Here is a 16480-nt window from a genome sequence, read left to right as displayed (position 1 = left end):
ATGATCCTTCACACACTCATCGATTACGACACGCTCCGCGTCATCTGGTGGCTGCTGCTCGGCGTGCTGCTCATCGGCTTCGCGCTGATGGACGGGTTCGACCTCGGCACCGGCATGCTGCTACCCTTCGTGGCCAGGACGGACATTGAGCGCCGGGTGGTCATCAACGCGGTCGGCCCGGTCTGGGAAGGCAACCAGGTGTGGCTGATCCTCGGCGGCGGCGCCATCTTCGCCGCCTGGCCGGCGCTTTATGCCGTGTCCTTCTCCGGCTTCTACCTCGCCATGTTCGCGATCCTGTTCGCGCTGATCTTGCGGCCCGTGGGCTTCAAGTATCGCTCGAAGCGGGAGAGCGCCGCTTGGCGGTCGGCCTGGGACTGGGCGCTGTTCATCGGCGGCTTCGTGCCGGCTCTGGTGATGGGCGTGGCCGTGGGCAATGTGCTCCAGGGCGTGCCCTTCCACTTCAACGACGAGCTGCGCATCTTCTATGATGGCACCACGCTGTTCGAACTTCTGAACCCCTATGGCATCCTGGCCGGCCTCGTCTCCGTGGCCATGCTGGTGATGCACGGCGCCGCCTGGCTGGTGCTGAAGACCGAGGGGCCGGTGGCCGAGCGCTCCCGCGCCGTGGGCTCCATGGCGGCGCTCGTCACCATCGTGCTGTTCGTGCTGGGCGGCGTCTGGCTCTATGCCGGCATCAACGGTTACCGCATCACCAGCGCGTTCGTGGTCGATGGGCCCTCCAACCCGCTGGCCAAGACGGTGGAAGTGGCGCCGCATGTCTGGTTCGCCAATTATGCGGCCCATCCCTGGATGATCGCGGGCCCCGTGCTCGGCCTCGCCGGGGCGGCGCTGGCCTTCGTGCTGTTCCGGGCCCGCTCGGAGATCGGCGCGCTGCTCATGAGCTCGCTGTCCATCTTCGGCATCATCTCGACGGTGGGGCTCTCCATGTTCCCCATCATCCTGCCCTCCACCGTGGACCCGCGCTCGAGCCTGACCGTGTGGGACTCGTCCTCCAGCCACATGACGCTGTTCATCATGCTGATCGTGGCCCTGGTATTCGTGCCCATCGTCGTGGCCTATACGAGCTTCGTCTACAAGGTGCTGTGGGGGAAGGTGGACCAGGGGTCCATCGCCGACGGCTCCGGCCACGCTTACTGAGGAAGGAGAGACGCTATGTGGTATTTCGCCTGGTTGCTCGGCCTGCCTCTGGCCGCCGCCTTCGCCGTGCTCAACGCCATGTGGTATGAGCTGATGGATGACCGCGCCCGCGCCGAGGCCGAGCGCCGCAAGGCCTGACCCCGCGCCGGCTGGGCCCCCCGCGGCCCGCGGCACATGCAACACCAGACGGCGCCGGCTTCCACCGGCGCCGTTGCCCGTTGGGGGCGCCGGGTTATCGGGCCATCGCGCGCCTTGACCCCGACCATGCCCTTCCGTCACGATCATTGGACATGATGTCAGGCTTGCCTTTATCCCGTCTTTGGCCGGGCCGTGCCGCGCCCCCTGCCCGCCCTTCCAGTCCGCGAGGTGGCCGGCGATGAGCGATCCCGCCACCGATGCCGATGCCAGTTGCCGGAACCTGCGGCTGCTGATCACCCTGCGCTGGGTGGCGGTGGCGGGCCAGGTGCTCGCCATCGCCGTTGTGCAGCTGTGGCTGGGCATCGCGCTGCCGGTCATGGAGATGGGCCTCGTCATTCTGCTGCTGATGGGGCTGAACCTCATCTCCATCCGCCGCTGCACCTGCCCGCGGCAGGTGAGCGATGTCGAGCTGTGCGCGGAGCTGCTGGCGGACGTGGCGGCCCTCACCATCCAGCTCTATCTCAGCGGCGGGGCCACCAACCCCTTCATTTCGCTGTACCTGCTCCAGGTGATCCTGGGCGCGGTCCTGCTTTCGCCGCGGGCCACCTGGGTCATCGTGGGGGTGGCGAGCGCGTGCTTTGTCGCGCTCATGTGGTTCTATCGGCCGCTGCCCATGCCCGGCTTCCATTCCGGCGAGCTGGTCACGGACCTCCACACCCAGGGCATGTTCCTGTGCTTCCTGCTGGCCTCGGCGCTGGTGGTGCTGTTCGTCACCCGCATCAACCAGAACCTGCGCCGGCGCGATGCGCGCCTGGCGGAGCTGCGCCAGCGCGCGGCGGAGGAAGAGCACGTGGTGCGCATGGGCCTGCTCGCCTCCGGCGCGGCCCATGAGCTGGGCACGCCGCTCTCCACCCTGGCTGTGATCCTCAATGACTGGCGCCACATGCCCAAATTCCGCGACGACGCGGAGCTGACCGAAGAGCTGGACGAGATGCAGGCGGCCCTGGCGCGCTGCAAGACCATCGTCTCTCACATCCTCATCGCCGCCGGCGAGACGCGGGGCGAGGATGCCCGCCGCTGCACCCTTTCCACATTCGTCGACGACATGGTGGACCGTTGGACCGACAGCCGCCGCCCGCCCGCGCTCGACTATCGCAACACCCTCGTCTCCCAGGTGGAGATCGCCAGCGACAGCGTCATCGAGCAAGCCCTCTTCAATGTGTTCGACAATGCGCTGGAAGCCTCGCGCGCGAAGGTGGGCATCGAAGCTCTGCTCGAAGGGGACGATCTGGTGGTGCGTGTCACCGATGACGGGCCGGGCTTTTCCGAGGCAGCGCTCGCCCGCTTCGGCACGCCCTATCAGTCCAGCAAGGCGGGGCCCGGTCGCGGGCTCGGCCTGTTCCTGGCGGTGAATGTGCTGCGCAAGCTGGGCGGCGCCATCCATGCCAGCAACCAGACGGAGGGGGGCGCGCGGGTGGAGCTGAAGCTGCCGGTGCGCGCGCTCGCCGTCATCGCTGCCCAAACGCCGCCGCGCGGACCGGCACCGGAGGTGACCGATGCCGCCTGAGGCCGAAAACGCCCCTGAAACTCCCGCCACCACCGCGCCGGTGAAGAACCTTCTGGTGGTGGAGGATGACGGCGCCTTCGCCCGCGCCCTCCAGCGCTCCCTGGAGCGGCGCGGCTACAAGGTGCGCGTCTGCCTGCGCCCCGAGGATCTCGACCCGCTGCTGGAGACCTTCCACCCCGGCTTTGCGGTGGTAGACCTGAAGCTGTCCGGCACCTCCGGCGCCTCGGGACTCGACTGCGTGCGCCGGCTGCACGAGCTGGATGCGCGCATGCGGATCGTCGTGCTCACCGGCTTCGCCAGCATCGCCACCGCCGTGGAGGCCATCAAGCTCGGCGCCTGCCACTATCTGGCCAAGCCCTCCAATGCCGATGACATCGAGGCCGCCTTCGGCCGCGTGGAGGGCGACCCGGATGTGCCGCTCAGCGCCCGCCAGAGCTCCCTGAAGACCCTGGAATGGGAGCGCATCCACGAAACGCTGGCGGAAACCGGATTCAACGTCTCAGAGACGGCCCGCCGCCTGGGCATGCACCGCCGGACCCTGGCCCGAAAGCTCGCCAAACGACAGGTGACGTGACGCGGGCGAAGAGCAGGCATCCCCTCCCAAAAATCCGTCGCGCGTCGGCCACGGGGGCAAGCGACGGTATAAATTGTCGATCTGAAGCATTTTCATGGTGCGGAGCGGCAGGCATTCCGGTTGAATTCAGCTGATGCTTCCAGTGGCCCGCTGGCAGCGGACCGTGTCCACCCGTGCCGCCCTTCGGATTGCCGTGCTCCAGACCCCCCTGCTTCGATTTCTGATCGACACCCATGACAGCCTCGCCGCCCTAAAGGACGGCGCGGTGCCCAGCTACATCCCCGAGCTGGCCAAGGCGGATCCGGACCAGTTCGGCATCGCCCTCGCCACCATTGACGGGCATGTCTACGAGACCGGCGACACCATGGTGCCCTTCACCATCCAGTCGATCTCGAAGGCGATGGTGTACGCTCTCGCTCTGGACACCCTGGGGGCCGATCAGGTGGAGGCAGCCATCGGCGTCGAGCCCTCGGGCGACGCCTTCAACTCCATCCGCCTCACCACCGACAACCGCCCCTTCAATGCCATGGTGAATGCCGGCGCCATCGCCTGCAGCGGCCTGATCGCCGACGCCATGGGCGAGGATGCCTTCGGCCTGATCGCCGCCACCCTCGGCCGCTTCGCCGGGCGCACGCTGGAGATGGACCAGGCGGTTTTCCTGTCCGAGCGCGCCACCGGCGACCGCAACCGCGCCATCGCCTATCTGCTGCGCAACTATGGCGGCATCCGCGGCACGGTCGATGATGTGCTCGACGTTTACTTCCGCCAGTGCTCGCTGCTGGTCACGGCGCGCGACCTCGCCATCATGGGCGCGACCTTCGCCAATCACGGGGTCAATCCGGTAACGGGGGAGGCGGTGGCCTCCTCCTATGCCATCGCCCGCACCCTCGCCGTGATGAGCTCCTCGGGCATGTACGACTATGCCGGCGAGTGGATCTACCGGGTGGGCGTGCCGGCCAAGAGCGGGGTGGGCGGCGGCATCCTGGCGGCCCTGCCGGCGCAGCTCGGGCTCGGCACCTTCTCGCCCCGCCTCGATCAGCACGGCAACAGCGTGCGCGGCATCCGCACCTGCGAGATGATCGCCGAGGCCTTCGACCTGCACATGCTCTCGCGGCGGGACGATGTGCGCGCCTGCGTGCTCGCGGACTATGATTTCCACACCGTGCCGGCCAAGCCCGGGCGCCAGCAGCGGGAGGATGAGATCCTGGCCGCCTGCCCCGGCGCCATTCGCGTGCTGGAGCTGGCCGGCAAGCTCTCCTTCGCCAGCATGGATTATGTGAGCCGGCGCCTCGCCGATCCGGGGATGGTGCCGGAATTCCTCATTCTCAACCTGCATCGCGTCACCACCATCACCGATGCGGCCATGGCGCTTCTGCTGGGCATGCTGAAAACCCAGCTTCCCGCCACGACCACCACGGTGGTGGCTGGCGTCAGCCCCGGCGCGCCGGTGGAACCGCGGGTGTGGGCGTTGAAGAACGAAGGCGCCCAGGTGCGCATCTTCCCCACCTATGAGGCGGCGGTGGAATGGGCGGAAGACCAGATCATCTATCGCCACGGCGGCTTCCATGAGCGCGCCGCGGACTTCGATCTGGCGCGCCAGGCCCTGCTCATCGGCCTTGCGCCGCAGGAACTGGCGGAGCTCACCCGCCTGTGCCGCCGGTCCGTCTATGCCGCGGGCACCGAGATCATGCCGCTCGATGAGCCGCCGACGCGGGTCTACTTCCTGCTGCGGGGCGTGGTGAGCGCTCGCGACAGCCGGGGCACGCGCATCGACACCCTCATCCCCGGCATGGCCTTCGGCGAACTCGCGCTTATCGAGCAGCCGCGCACGGTCAGCGTGCGCAGCGACGGGGAAGTGGTGTGCATGGAACTTTCCATGGACGACTTCCGCGCCTTCCAGGAGACGCACCCGCGAGCGGGGGAACGGATCGTCCGCAACCTTGCTTTGCTGCTCGCCGGGCGCATCCGTCGCGCCACCGCCCGCATCGAGATGCTCACCGGCTGACGGCTATTCCACCAGCGACAGGGCCAGGCGGATGCGCGCCTCGCTCCAGGGCTGGCGCACGGCGGGCATCACGCCATTGCGCGGAATGTCGACAGCGTCGCCCGGCTCCAGGTTCAGCGTGTCGCCGCCGGCCTCCACCTTCACGCTGCCGCGCATCAGCGCCACGCCATATTGCCCTTCCACCCGGCCCACGAACAGGCGCCCGGCCCGGCCCGCCACCTCTCCAAACGGGGCGGTGACGCTCAGCGGAGGCTGCTGGCCGCGTGCGGAGCGGGTGTAGAGCATGGCGCCGTCGCGCAGGGTCAGGGCCGCCTCGCCGCCGGGGGTGAAATGATCGATGCGCAATTGCGTGTCGCCCCCCAGGCGAAGCTGGGTGGCATTGCCGAGCTGCAGCAGCGCGCGGCCCGTGCCTTCGGTCAACACCGTATCGCCGACGATCAGCGCATCTCCCTGCGCCACCGGCAGGGGTACGCCGTCGCGCTCGACCTTCACGCCGCCGGCGATGGCTTCCAGCGTGCCGATGCCGGGGCGGCCAGTCGCGGCCAGAACAGCGATGGGGTCCTTGGCGCAGGCGGGCCGTGGCACGGCGAAAGCGGCGGCGGTGCCCGCCAGCAGCACGGCACAGCGTATCAGCCCGCGCCTGCTCCACCCGTTATCGAGATCTGTCTTCACGGTCACCGATAACGTCCCTCGTCATCATTCATCCCGGACGGCGTTCCCTCGCGACGGGGCGGCCGACGGCTGTGATCGCCCTGCGCGCCTCTTACCCTCTTCGCGCCCGCTTGCCAAACACCGCACACAGCATGAAATCCCCCTACGGAGCCAGTGACATCATCGAGATCTGGCCCGCTCCCGCCGGCTCTCGGCACCAGTGGGCGCCTGAGGCGGGAGGGCCCGGCCGGTGTCGAGCAAAGCCGCTCCCACCCGCATGTAAAACCCGTCAACTCAATCGACGGTAGCATTTCCTCAAGACCGCGACATGGGAACATGCTCGCGGCCGCACGCCACCAGACAGCGCGGCCGCCACCTATTTCGATTTCTTGCCAGCCTTTCTCGAAGGCTTGGCGCTTGCGGGTGGGGCTCCGCCTTCGAGGCCCTCAGCCTTGGCCCCGGCCGCCAGCACTGCCGCTTTCGTCGAGGCGGCCTTCTTCGCGTCACCGGTGCCACCCTTGCGCTTCGCGACCTTGCTGGTCGCAAGGGCCTCCTGCGCCCCCGTGCCGTCGGGCGACATCCTGTTGGACGAGGATGCGGGCTTTCCCGCCTTGGGCGTCGGCGCCATCGGGTCTTGAGCCAGACCGCCGGTCGCCCCCAGCGATGGCCCGGATTTGGCTAGCCTGCTCGCCCTGGACGGAACCGCACCCCCCGCGTCCGCCGGCTTCGCCCGGCTCGCGGGAGCTGCCTTGATCACAGGACTTGCCTTGATCTCAGCCCTGGGCGCAGGTTTCGGCTTGGCGATGGGCTTGCTTTTGGCAACGGGCCTGAGCTTGGCGACGGGCTTGGCTTCCGGCTTGACCGCGATCGGCGACGCCGCCGGGGCCTTGGCCGTCACCGCAGCTTTGGATGCGATTGGGGGCAGAGCCTTGGGCTTGGCCTGAACCTTCGCCGGGGACTTCGGCCGGGATGAAGCCTGGGGCTTGAGAGCTGGCTTCGCCCGGGCCAGCGGCGTCGTGGCGACGCCCTTGGCACCGCCCGCCGGGGCGCTCGCGCGCTTGGCCGCCGTCTCGGCCACAGGGGCTTGCGGCGGCACGACACGGTCCTCAGCCACCGCGTCCTTGGTCTTGGCGCCCCCCGCACTCTTTGCCGAAGCTTGGGGCTTGGCCTCCGCCTTACCCGCACTCTTGGCCTTGGCCGCGCTCTTGGGCTTGGCCTCACTCTTGGGCTTGGCCTCACTCTTGGGCTTGGCCTCACCCTTGGCCTTGGCCTCACCCTTGGGCTTGGCCTCACCCTTGGCCTTGGCCTCACCCTTGGCCTTGGCCGCGCTCTTGGGCTTGGCCGCGCTGGCGGGCTGAGTTTTGGGCGTGGCTAAAGCCTTGGCGGGCGCCTCGGCCTGCGGCGCAAGAGCCGGCTCCAGCTCGTCCGAGCGCTTGGAGGCTTCCTTCGCGCGAGACTTCGCCCGCGTCTTGGTCTGGCCCTTTGCGCCGCGCTTGGGCGGCTCCTCACTGAGAGCGTTTGCGTCCGGGGCCACCACGGGCAGCGCGGGGGCCAGCAGCGCGGCTTCACCGACGTGCTTCGTCTTGGCCTTGCCCTCGCCCTTGACAGCCTTCTGCTTGCCTGCGCCATCGGCGGATGCCGCAGCCTTCAGCTTGGCCGCCCGCCGCGCGGCCATCTGGTCGCCAAAGGCGAGGATCAGCCATTTCAGATCCTCCTCCTGCACGGCGGCGGCGGCTGTATCGATGGAGAACCAGAAGCCGTAGCGCTGCGAGCGCTCGGGCCATTTGTGCAGATGCCGCTTCACCTTGAGCGGAAACACCATGACATCGCACACGACCGAGCGCAGGCCGAGATTCTTCTCATAGGTATAGATGCCGATGGCCTCGCGGGCGATGGAGCCCATCAGCCCGGCTTCCTCATAGGCCTCTCGCGCCGCCGTCTTGGCCGGCGACAGGCCCTTGATGGGCCACCCCTTGGGAATAACCCAGCGCCGCGTCTCACGCGAGGTGATGAGGCGGATCTGCACTTCCCCATCCGTGCGCACGCGGTAGGGCAGAGCGGCATATTGCACCCGCCGCCCCGGGTGTCCATTGCCAACCACAGACATCAGCGATCCGCCTCGGGTCCCGAAAGCCGCGGGGTGCAGCGCCGTGGCGCACCCCGCGAGCATGATCAAAGATCAGTCAGAGTCCCTGATCTATCACAGCCGCGCTTCAGGGGAAGTCGGCCGCTGGGCATCATTGGGGCTCGGCGTCGTAGACGATGGTGGCGCGGCCGCGCACCTCAACCTCGCCAGCCTCCACCGGCACCGCCATGCGCGCTTCCGCCTTCATCAGCATGGGCGTGGGCATGATGGGGCCCGAGCCGTCGGCCTCCGGCTGGATGGAGACGATGCGCACCAGCCGCAGCCCGGCGGCATCCGCCACCACCTTGGCCTGCTCCATGGCATCCTTCACGGCCGCCACGCGCGCGTCCTGCTCCACCTTGGCCCGGTTGGACAAAGTGAAGGCGAGGCCCGAAGCCTGGTTGGCGCCAGCCTCCACCATCTTGTCCAGCAGCGGCCCCAGCGTCGCCAGATCGCGCACGGTGATGCGCACGCTGTTGCGCACCTCGAAGCCCACGACCCGCGGCGCCTCCTTGGCCGAGTTCGAACTGGCATATTGCGGCTGCAGCGAGAAATTGGAGGTGGCGATGTCGCGCGCCTCTACGCCGGCGGCCTTGATGGCCTCGATCAAGGCGGTCACGGCCTTGGAGTTGGCGCTGACGGCATCCGCCGCGGTCTTGCCCGATGTCACCACGCCGGTGGAAAAGATCGCCGAATCGGGCTCGGCTGAAACCTTCGCCTGTCCCGTGACGGTGATGGAGGCCGCGAGGGCCGCCGGAGCAGCAAGGCTGACAAAGGCGAGAGCAGCGGCGACACGGAGGGGCGAAAGCATCCTGAACCTCGAAGGCAGCCGTCCGCACCGGTTGCGGACGCTGCGACACCACCCCGCGAACACGGCGCCAATGGGGCAGCCGCGCCGTTGCCCACGACCCTCGCATGCCCAGGCTGAAAATAACCATCTCCGCCTTGAGCCCGAACCGACACTCCCGCAGCCCCGCGTGGCCCCGGGCCCGGAGGCTCGCAAAGGTGGCCACACAGGGTTGCACCACCATCTCGACACCCGCGCACCTTTCATCGCTTTTGGATTTGGCGGAACCTGTGGTTAGGTGCTCGCCATCTTGTCCATCGAAGATCCGCACCCCATGCCAGCCGGCCCCGCTTTTGGCGGCTCCCGACGCCTGCGCCGCCTGTTTCGCGGCCAATATCCGCGCCTGTCCAGCGTGGTGGGCCGCTATGTGGTGGTGACGGTGACCATCTTCGCGGTGGCCCTGGTCAGCGTGGGCGCGCTCTATGACCGCTTCACCAAGGAACTGGAAACCACACTGGTGGGCGAGCGCCAGTCGGCGCAGGAGGCCGCCACCGCCAATCGCATGGCCGCCTTCCTGGAAACCATGCAGTACCAGCTGGCGAAGATTTCCAACTATCCGGGCCTCAATGCCTTCCTGGCCGATCCTGACGGCGCCGCCACCGCCGACATTGCCGCGCTGCTGCGGCTGGAAGCCGACGTTCCGGACCTTTACGGCATCCTGTTCTTCGACGCCCACGACAAGCTCAGATATGCCATTGCCGGCCAGGCGGCCTCCGGCCCGCCTTATTGGACCACCAAGGGCTGGTCCATCGCCGGGCTGCCGCTGGTGGTGAAGGACGGGGTGGAGATCATCGGCCCCACGCTGCCGGAGCCGGGCCGCGCGGGGTGGATCCTGCTGCGCCGGCCCATGCGTGAGAGCGCCAACGGCACCGGCGGCAGCGTCGCCCTTCACGTACGCCTCGCCTCGATGACGGAGCAGCTCGACAAATCCAACACCAGCGCCATTGTGCGGCTGCTCCTGTCCACCCCCTCCGGCGCCATCCTCGACGCCACCGGCCGCCCCATCACCGACGCGCGCGAGCTGGCGCCGGGGCCGGAGGTGCTGCCGGGCTGGCGACTGATGCGCGACCGCCGCTCGCCCGACCTGATCTCGTCGCTGCGCTCGGCGCGGAGCTGGCTCTATGTGGGCGGCGCGCTGGTGATGATCGGGGTGGTGGCGCTGTTCGTTCATCTGGGGCTGCGCATGCGCCGGCGCGTGGACCTGCTGGTGGAGGGCGCGAACGCGGTGGCGAGCGGCAACCTCACCTATCGCCTGCCCATGACCCGCCAGGCCGATGAGATCAACGCCCTTTCCTCCGCCTTCAACACCATGGCGGAGCGGGTGAAGGAGATGATCGACCGCACCGTGCACACGGAGAAGATGGCGGTGCTGGGCCAGTTCGCCACCGGGGTCGCCCACGAGGTGAGAAACCCCCTCGCCACCATGAAGACCACCGTGCAGAGCCTGAGCCGCGACGAGCCGGACGAGGACCGCCGCGAGCTGCTCATCGACCTGGAAGCGGAGGTGGACCGCCTCAACCGGGTGGTGAACGACCTGCTCACCTATGGCCGTCCCCACCCCGCCGCCCGCGGCCCGCAGGCGGTGCGCGAGCTGCTGCGCCGCACCGCCACTCTGCTGAAGCCGGTGGCCGCCGAGCAGGGCGTGCACCTGGCCTCCACCGGGGATTCCAGCGTCGGCCTGCTGGCGGACGAGGATCACATGCAACAGATCCTCGTGAATCTGGGCCTGAACGCCATCCAGGCCTGCGCCCGCGGTGGCACCGTCACCTTCCGCTCGCGCCGGGAGGGGGAGCGCACCGTCATCGAGATCGCCGATGACGGTCACGGCATCGCCAGGGCGGACATCGCCCGCGTCACCGACCCCTTCTTCACCACGAAGCCGACGGGATCGGGGCTCGGCCTCACCATCAGCGAACAGATGGTGCAAGCCAATGAAGGCACAATGAATATCGAGAGCACCCTCGGGGTTGGAACGCTGATTTCGCTGAGTTTTCCGGCGGCGGACCCGACCCGCGAAGGGGCCTGAGGAGGAACGCCAAGCCATGCAGGCCGCATCCATTCTGGTGGTGGACGACGAAGCGCCCTTCGTGCGCTCCCTGGTCTATGCGCTGAAGAAGGAAGGGCTGAAGCCCACGGGCGTGAACAGCTGCGCCGCCGCCCTCGACGCGCTGCGCGCCAGCGAGATCCACCTTGCCCTGGTGGACCTGCGCATGCCCGAGGTGGACGGCATGGAGACCCTGGCCCGGCTGAAGGCCCTCTCCCCCGATCTGCCCGTCATCATGATTTCCGCCCACGGCGACACCCGCGCCGCGGTGCAGGCGGTGAAGGCCGGGGCGGTGGACTATCTCACCAAGCCGTTCGAGCTCGACGAGCTGATCCACTGCATCCGCCAGGCCCTCGACCGGCGGCGCATGCATGAGGAGATCGAGTACCACCGCAGCCGCCAGCTCTCCACCGCGAGCCTCATCGGCGCCAGCCCGGCCATGGTGGCGCTGCGGGAGGCCGTGGAGCGGGTGGCGGGCAGCGGCACCTCGCGCATCCTCATCCATGGCGAGTCGGGAACCGGCAAGGCGCTGGTGGCCCGCGCCATCCATTCCGGCAGCCGCCGCGCCGACCAGCCCTTCGTGGAGGTGAACTGCGCCGCCCTGCCGGAGCAGCTCATCGAAGCCGAGCTGTTCGGCGCCGAGAAGGGCGCCTATACGGGCGCCCACCAGAAGCGCACCGGCCTTGTGGCGGTGGCGGAGGGCGGCACGCTCTTCCTCGACGAAATCGGCGAGGTGCCGTTGGCCCTGCAGGCCAAGCTGCTGCATTTCCTCGAGGATGGCACCTATCGCCCAGTGGGCGCGGGCAGCGTCCACACCGGCAATGTGCGCGTGGTGGCCGCCACCAATCGCGATCTTGCGGCGCTGGTCCGCGAGGGCCAGTTCCGCGAGGATCTCTATTACCGGCTCAACGTCATCAACGTGGCGGTGCCCGCCCTACGCGAGCGGGTGGGCGATGCGCTGGTGCTGGCCGACCATTTCGCCGCCCGCTATGCCCACCAGGAGGGATGCGCGCGCATTTCCTTCGCGCCCGAGGCGGCCGCCCTGCTCCAGGCCCACCCCTGGCCCGGCAATGTGCGCGAGCTGAAAAACCTGATCGAGCGGCTCACCATTCTCTATCCCGGCGAGACCATCACCCCCGGCGTGCTGCCCCAGGAGCTGCGCGGCGCCCTGCCCCATCCGGCGGCGCCCCAGAGCGAGCCGGAAGCCCTCCCCACCGTGACCATCGACGACCAGATGGACCACGCCGAACGCCAGCTGCTGCTGGAAGCGCTCAGCCGCTCCAGCGGCCATAAGGGGCGGGCGGCGGAGACCCTGGGCATCTCCCGCCACGCCTTGAAGCGCCGGCTCCAGCGCCTAGGCCTCTGAGCGGGCCCGCTCCGCCCGCTCATCTTGAGCGGCCCTGAGCGGAAAGCGCTCACGAGCGCCGCTCAGGGGAGCGCTTTCCGCTCAGCCCTGCGCGCGCCGATCATCGCCCCTGCGAAAATCGCAAGGCTCTGCAAGCCGCTACGCGCCCGCCTCCTTCTGGCACGGCCTTTGCTGTTCCCTCCCTAACAAAAATGAAACGAGCGAGCGCTCGAAAGGGAGGATGGAGCCGTGGAGACGCGGAAGCTGGGTCATCATCCGGTGTACCGAGGGATGCGAAGCGCGCTGAGGCGCCTCGCGCTCGCCGGCTGCCTGCTGATGGGCGCCAGCCTTGCCGCCCACGCGGAGCGCATCGAGCTCGGCGCCTCTCCCGAGGAAGCGGACGCGGTGGTGGGCTGCATCTATCCCATGACCGGCCGCGCGGCCATTTATGGCGAAGACAGCGTGCAGGGCATCCGCCTCGCCCTGAAGGACATCGCCGATGGGCGGGTGACGGGAAAGCCCGGCCCGCGCCTGCGCGTGATCGTCGACGATGCGCTTTCGAAGGCCTCCTACGGCCTGCGCCTGGCTGAGAACTTCATCGACAAGGACCATGTGAACTTCCTGTGCGGCATGGTCTCTTCCGGCGTGGCGCAAGCGGTGAGCGATGTGGCGCGGCGGCGCAACATCATCCTCATCGGCACCGACCACGCCTCCTCCCGCCTCACCATCGAGGCGGAGCATCCCCATTATTTCCGCGTCTCCAACGACAGCTGGACCTCCAACGCGGCCGGCGCGCGCTATCTGCGCGACATCCGCGCCAAGGAGCCGTGGCAGCGCATCGCCATCCTCAATCCCGACTACGAATACGGCCACGTCTCCCGCGACGACCTTTTGGCGTCCATGGACCGGCTGGGCATGAAATACGAGGTGGTGGCGGAGCTGTGGCCCAAGCTCTACGAGCCCGATTACTCCTCCTACATCCAGGCCCTGAAGGACCTGAAGCCGGATATCGTGGTGACGGCGCTGTGGGGCGGCGACTTCCTGGCCTTCCTGAAGCAGGCGCAGGCCACCGACCTGTTCTCCCAGATGCGGGTCGCCAACTTCGACACCGGCGCCAATTACGACGTGCTGGTGCAGCTGGGCGCCCAGCCGCCGCCCGGCCTCATCCTCTCCGCCCGCCACCACAACAACTGGCCGGAAACGGAAGAGAACCGCCATTTTGTGGAGGGCTTCCGGTCCATGGTGGGGCGCTATCCCACCTATGCGGCGGAGGGGGCATACACCGGCATGGTGGCGATCGCGAAGGCAGTGGCCGAGGTGGGCAACGCCACGGACGACACCGCCCTGATCAAGGCGCTCGAAGGCATGCGCCTGAAGCTGCCGGAAGATCCGGAGGGCTACGCCTCCGCCATCGATCCGCTCACCCACCAGATCCTGCAGGCGCAGGCCGTGGGCACCCCTGTTCCCAACGACCACTTCCCCCCCGCCAAGGCCATGCTGGGCAACATCCGCGCCTATTCGGCGCAGGACCTGCGCCCGCCGCCCGACCTCGTGCGCGCCCGCCGCGCCGCCGCTCGCCATGGGGCCGACAGCCCCACCCAATGACAATCCGGTTCAAAAGGGAGAACCTCAAGTGAAGAACGCCCAATCCACGACCACGCGCGTCGCCGGTCGCATCGCGGCGGGTGTCGCCGCCGCCGCCCTCGCCTCCACCATGCTGGCGGGCGTCGCCCAGGCGGCTGAGAACGGCAAGTTCCGCGTCGGCATCGTCACCTTCCTGTCCGGCCCGGCCGCCGGCCCGTTCGGCATTCCCTCCGCCAATGCCGCCAAGGTCATCGTGGAAGGCCTGAACAAGGGTGCCCTGCCCGCCCCCTACGCCTCCAAGGGCATCAACGGCGCCGAGATCGAGGCCGTCATCATCGACGAAGCCGGCGGCGCCACCAAGCAGGTGGAAGAGTTCCGCAACCTGGTGCAGCGCCAGAAGGTGGACGCCGTGGTGGGCTACATCTCCTCGGGCGACTGCCTTGCCATCGCCCCGGTCGCGGAAGAGCTGAAGGCGCTCACCGTGTTCTATGATTGCGGGACCTCGCGCCTGTTCTCGGAGGACACGAAGCCCAAGTACAGCTTCCGCACCGGCCTCGACGCCGCCGTCGACAATATCGGCGCGGCCCGCTACCTCGCGGCCACCAAGCCCGACATCACCAAGATCGCCGGCATTCAGCAGAACTATGCCTGGGGCCAGGACAGCTGGCACGATTTCACCCTCGCCATCGCCCAGACCATGCCGAAGGTGAAGGTGGTCGAGAACCAGATGCCGAAGGTGTTCCAGGGCCAGTATGGCGCTGAAATCTCGGCGCTCTCGGTGAAGAAGCCTGAGGTGGTGCACTCCTCCTTCTGGGGCGGCGACATGGAAGCCTTCGTGCTCCAGGCCAATGCCCGCGGCCTGCTGGACGACGCCACCGTGGTGCTGACCTGCGGTGAGTCCGCCCTCGACCGCTTCAAGGACCAGGCCCCCAACGGCTCCATCATCGGCGCCCGCGGCCCGTTCGGCGCCTTCGCGCCCAAGAACGCCCTGAACGACTGGTTCGTGAAGTCTTACACCGACACCTATTCCATGGCCCCCACCTACCCGGCCACCAAGATGGCCCAGGCCATTCTCGGCCTGAAGGCGGCGGCCGAGAAGGCCGGTGGCGGCAACGGCACCGTGCCCACCGCCGAGGCCATCTCCGACGCCTTCAAGGGCTCCACCTTCGAGTCCGTCGCCGGCACCGTGAAGATGGATCGCGCCGATGGCCACCAGGCCGTGCAGCCCATCTCCTACGGCACCTACAAGTATGATCCGAAGACCGGCAAGGCCACCATCGAGAACGTCATGACCTTCTCGGGTGACTGCGTGACCCCGCCGGACGGCACCACCTCCGACGCCTGGATCAAGGCCGGCTTCCCCGGCGCCAAGTGCAACTGACCCGGGCGACGGCGCGCCGCCCGGCGTGCCGTTCCCAGATCGGGATCGCCTGACCGGCACTGATCCCGTGACCCGAGGGCCGGCGGCTCCTCCGCCGCCGGCCCGTTCGCCCCCGAGACGACGCTCCCAAGACGACGTCCCCCAAGACGGATGCGGTCCTATGCTGAGCTTTTTCGCCGTGTTGATCGACGGCACCATCTATGCGTCCTGGCTGTTCCTGGTCGCCGCCGGCCTGACGGTGATCTACGGCGTCATGCGCATTCTCAACATGGCCCATGGCTCCTTCTATGCCATCGGCGCCTACACGGCCGCGTCCGCCATCGGCTGGTATTTCGCCGACGGGTCGGGATCGGCCGGCATGAGCTTCCTGATCCTCATCGGCGCCGCGCTGGTGGCCGGCCTCGTGGTCGGCCTCGCGGTGGAACGCGGGCTGCTCCAGTTCATGTATGGGCGCGATGAGATCCTGATGGTGATCATCACCTACGCCCTGCTGCTGATCCTCGAGGACGGCATGAAGCTGGTGTTCGGCGTGAACCCGTATTTCGCCTACCAGCCCTATACCGCGCTCGGCCGCTCCACCATCGCCGGGCTGAAGGTCTCCAATTACGACCTGGTGCTGATCGGCATCGCCATCACCGTGGGCGTTGCCCTGTGGGCGTGGCTGGAGCGCACCAATCTGGGCAAGATCCTGCGCGCCGTCATCCATGACCGGGAAGTGGCCCGGGCCATGGGCGTGAACGTGCGGCGCATGTTCACCCTCACCTTTCTCATCGGCACCACGCTCGGCGCCCTGGCCGGTGCGCTTACCGCGCCGTCCATCTCGGTGGTGCCGGGCATCGGCGTGGAAGTGATCGTCCTCGCCTTCGCCGTGGTGGTCGTGGGCGGCATGGGCTCCATCGAGGGCGCCGCCGTTGGCGCGCTGCTGTTGGGCCTGTCCCGCGCCGCCGCCGTGCACTTCGCCCCCCAGTTCGAGCTGTTCGTGATTTACGGCGTCATGTCCCTGGTGCTGGCCATCCGGCCGCAGGGCCTGTTCGGCCGCACGCTCGCAAGGAAGATCTGAC

Annotated in this window: 13 protein-coding genes; 10 read left to right on the top strand and 3 right to left on the bottom strand. The window is 68.2% G+C overall.

What is annotated here, in order from left to right:
- The 5 genes from cydB (at position 1) to glsA (ending at position 5442) form a co-directional block, all read left to right on the top strand.
- Positions 1-1158 carry a cytochrome d ubiquinol oxidase subunit II gene (gene cydB / locus V5F26_RS11060; protein WP_394057599.1) on the top strand — a complete coding sequence of 386 codons (1158 nt, stop codon included), beginning with the start codon at positions 1-3 and terminating at the stop codon, positions 1156-1158.
- A 15-nt stretch (positions 1159-1173) separates the two neighbouring features.
- Positions 1174-1296: a cytochrome bd-I oxidase subunit CydX gene (gene cydX / locus V5F26_RS11055; protein WP_234051941.1), complete on the top strand. Its 123-nt coding sequence runs from the start codon at positions 1174-1176 to the stop codon at positions 1294-1296.
- Between the two features lie 238 nt (positions 1297-1534).
- Complete coding sequence (locus V5F26_RS11050; RefSeq protein ID WP_394945938.1) at positions 1535-2863, top strand: ATP-binding protein; 1329 nt, start codon at positions 1535-1537, stop codon at positions 2861-2863.
- Complete coding sequence (locus V5F26_RS11045) at positions 2853-3437, top strand: response regulator transcription factor (RefSeq protein WP_234051943.1); 585 nt, start codon at positions 2853-2855, stop codon at positions 3435-3437. The genes V5F26_RS11050 and V5F26_RS11045 overlap by 11 nt, the downstream gene beginning before the upstream one ends.
- A gap of 193 nt (positions 3438-3630) precedes the next feature.
- Positions 3631-5442 carry a glutaminase A gene (gene glsA / locus V5F26_RS11040; RefSeq protein WP_394945937.1) on the top strand — a complete coding sequence of 604 codons (1812 nt, stop codon included), beginning with the start codon at positions 3631-3633 and terminating at the stop codon, positions 5440-5442.
- A 3-nt stretch (positions 5443-5445) separates the two neighbouring features.
- Here glsA and V5F26_RS11035 read toward each other — a convergent pair whose 3' ends face one another.
- From V5F26_RS11035 to V5F26_RS11025, 3 genes are all read right to left on the bottom strand, one after another.
- Entirely contained in the window at positions 5446-6120 is a 675-nt protein-coding gene (locus V5F26_RS11035; protein WP_394945936.1) for a FecR domain-containing protein, read from the bottom strand.
- Positions 6121-6469: 349 nt separating this feature from the next.
- Complete coding sequence (locus V5F26_RS11030; RefSeq protein ID WP_394945935.1) at positions 6470-8200, bottom strand: NUDIX domain-containing protein; 1731 nt, start codon at positions 8198-8200, stop codon at positions 6470-6472.
- Positions 8201-8330: 130 nt separating this feature from the next.
- Positions 8331-9029, bottom strand: a complete 699-nt coding sequence (locus V5F26_RS11025) for an SIMPL domain-containing protein (RefSeq protein WP_394945934.1) — start codon at positions 9027-9029, stop codon at positions 8331-8333.
- 286 nt (positions 9030-9315) lie between these two features.
- On the opposite strand from V5F26_RS11025, the gene V5F26_RS11020 reads away from it, so the two are divergent.
- From V5F26_RS11020 to V5F26_RS11000, 5 genes are all read left to right on the top strand, one after another.
- Positions 9316-11091 (top strand): sensor histidine kinase, encoded by a 1776-nt coding sequence (locus V5F26_RS11020; RefSeq protein WP_394945933.1) that lies wholly within the window; start codon positions 9316-9318, stop codon positions 11089-11091.
- A gap of 16 nt (positions 11092-11107) precedes the next feature.
- Positions 11108-12475 carry a sigma-54-dependent transcriptional regulator gene (locus V5F26_RS11015; RefSeq protein ID WP_394945932.1) on the top strand — a complete coding sequence of 456 codons (1368 nt, stop codon included), beginning with the start codon at positions 11108-11110 and terminating at the stop codon, positions 12473-12475.
- Positions 12476-12703: 228 nt separating this feature from the next.
- A complete protein-coding gene (locus tag V5F26_RS11010) occupies positions 12704-14059 on the top strand; it encodes an ABC transporter substrate-binding protein (protein ID WP_394945930.1) in 1356 nt (451 codons plus the stop codon).
- A gap of 28 nt (positions 14060-14087) precedes the next feature.
- Positions 14088-15419 (top strand): ABC transporter substrate-binding protein, encoded by a 1332-nt coding sequence (locus V5F26_RS11005; RefSeq protein ID WP_394057582.1) that lies wholly within the window; start codon positions 14088-14090, stop codon positions 15417-15419.
- 160 nt (positions 15420-15579) lie between these two features.
- Complete coding sequence (locus V5F26_RS11000) at positions 15580-16479, top strand: branched-chain amino acid ABC transporter permease (protein WP_234051952.1); 900 nt, start codon at positions 15580-15582, stop codon at positions 16477-16479.
- The last annotated feature ends 1 nt before the right edge of the window (position 16480 follow it).

The sequence above is a fragment of the Xanthobacter variabilis genome (assembly GCF_043831965.2).
Classification (GTDB): Bacteria; Pseudomonadota; Alphaproteobacteria; order Rhizobiales; family Xanthobacteraceae; genus Xanthobacter.
This window is presented reverse-complemented; position numbering and strand designations above follow the sequence as displayed.

Bases quoted from the DNA above. Each gene is read 5' to 3' on its own strand.
- cydB (WP_394057599.1), top strand. From the start codon at position 1: ATGATCCTTCACACACTCATCGATTACGACACGCTCCGCGTCATCTGG.
- cydX (WP_234051941.1), top strand. From the start codon at position 1,174: ATGTGGTATTTCGCCTGGTTGCTCGGCCTGCCTCTGGCCGCCGCCTTC.
- V5F26_RS11050 (WP_394945938.1), top strand. From the start codon at position 1,535: ATGAGCGATCCCGCCACCGATGCCGATGCCAGTTGCCGGAACCTGCGG.
- V5F26_RS11045 (WP_234051943.1), top strand. From the start codon at position 2,853: ATGCCGCCTGAGGCCGAAAACGCCCCTGAAACTCCCGCCACCACCGCG.
- V5F26_RS11030 (WP_394945935.1), bottom strand. From the start codon at position 8,200: ATGTCTGTGGTTGGCAATGGACACCCGGGGCGGCGGGTGCAATATGCC.
- V5F26_RS11025 (WP_394945934.1), bottom strand. From the start codon at position 9,029: ATGCTTTCGCCCCTCCGTGTCGCCGCTGCTCTCGCCTTTGTCAGCCTT.
- V5F26_RS11015 (WP_394945932.1), top strand. From the start codon at position 11,108: ATGCAGGCCGCATCCATTCTGGTGGTGGACGACGAAGCGCCCTTCGTG.
- V5F26_RS11000 (WP_234051952.1), top strand. From the start codon at position 15,580: ATGCTGAGCTTTTTCGCCGTGTTGATCGACGGCACCATCTATGCGTCC.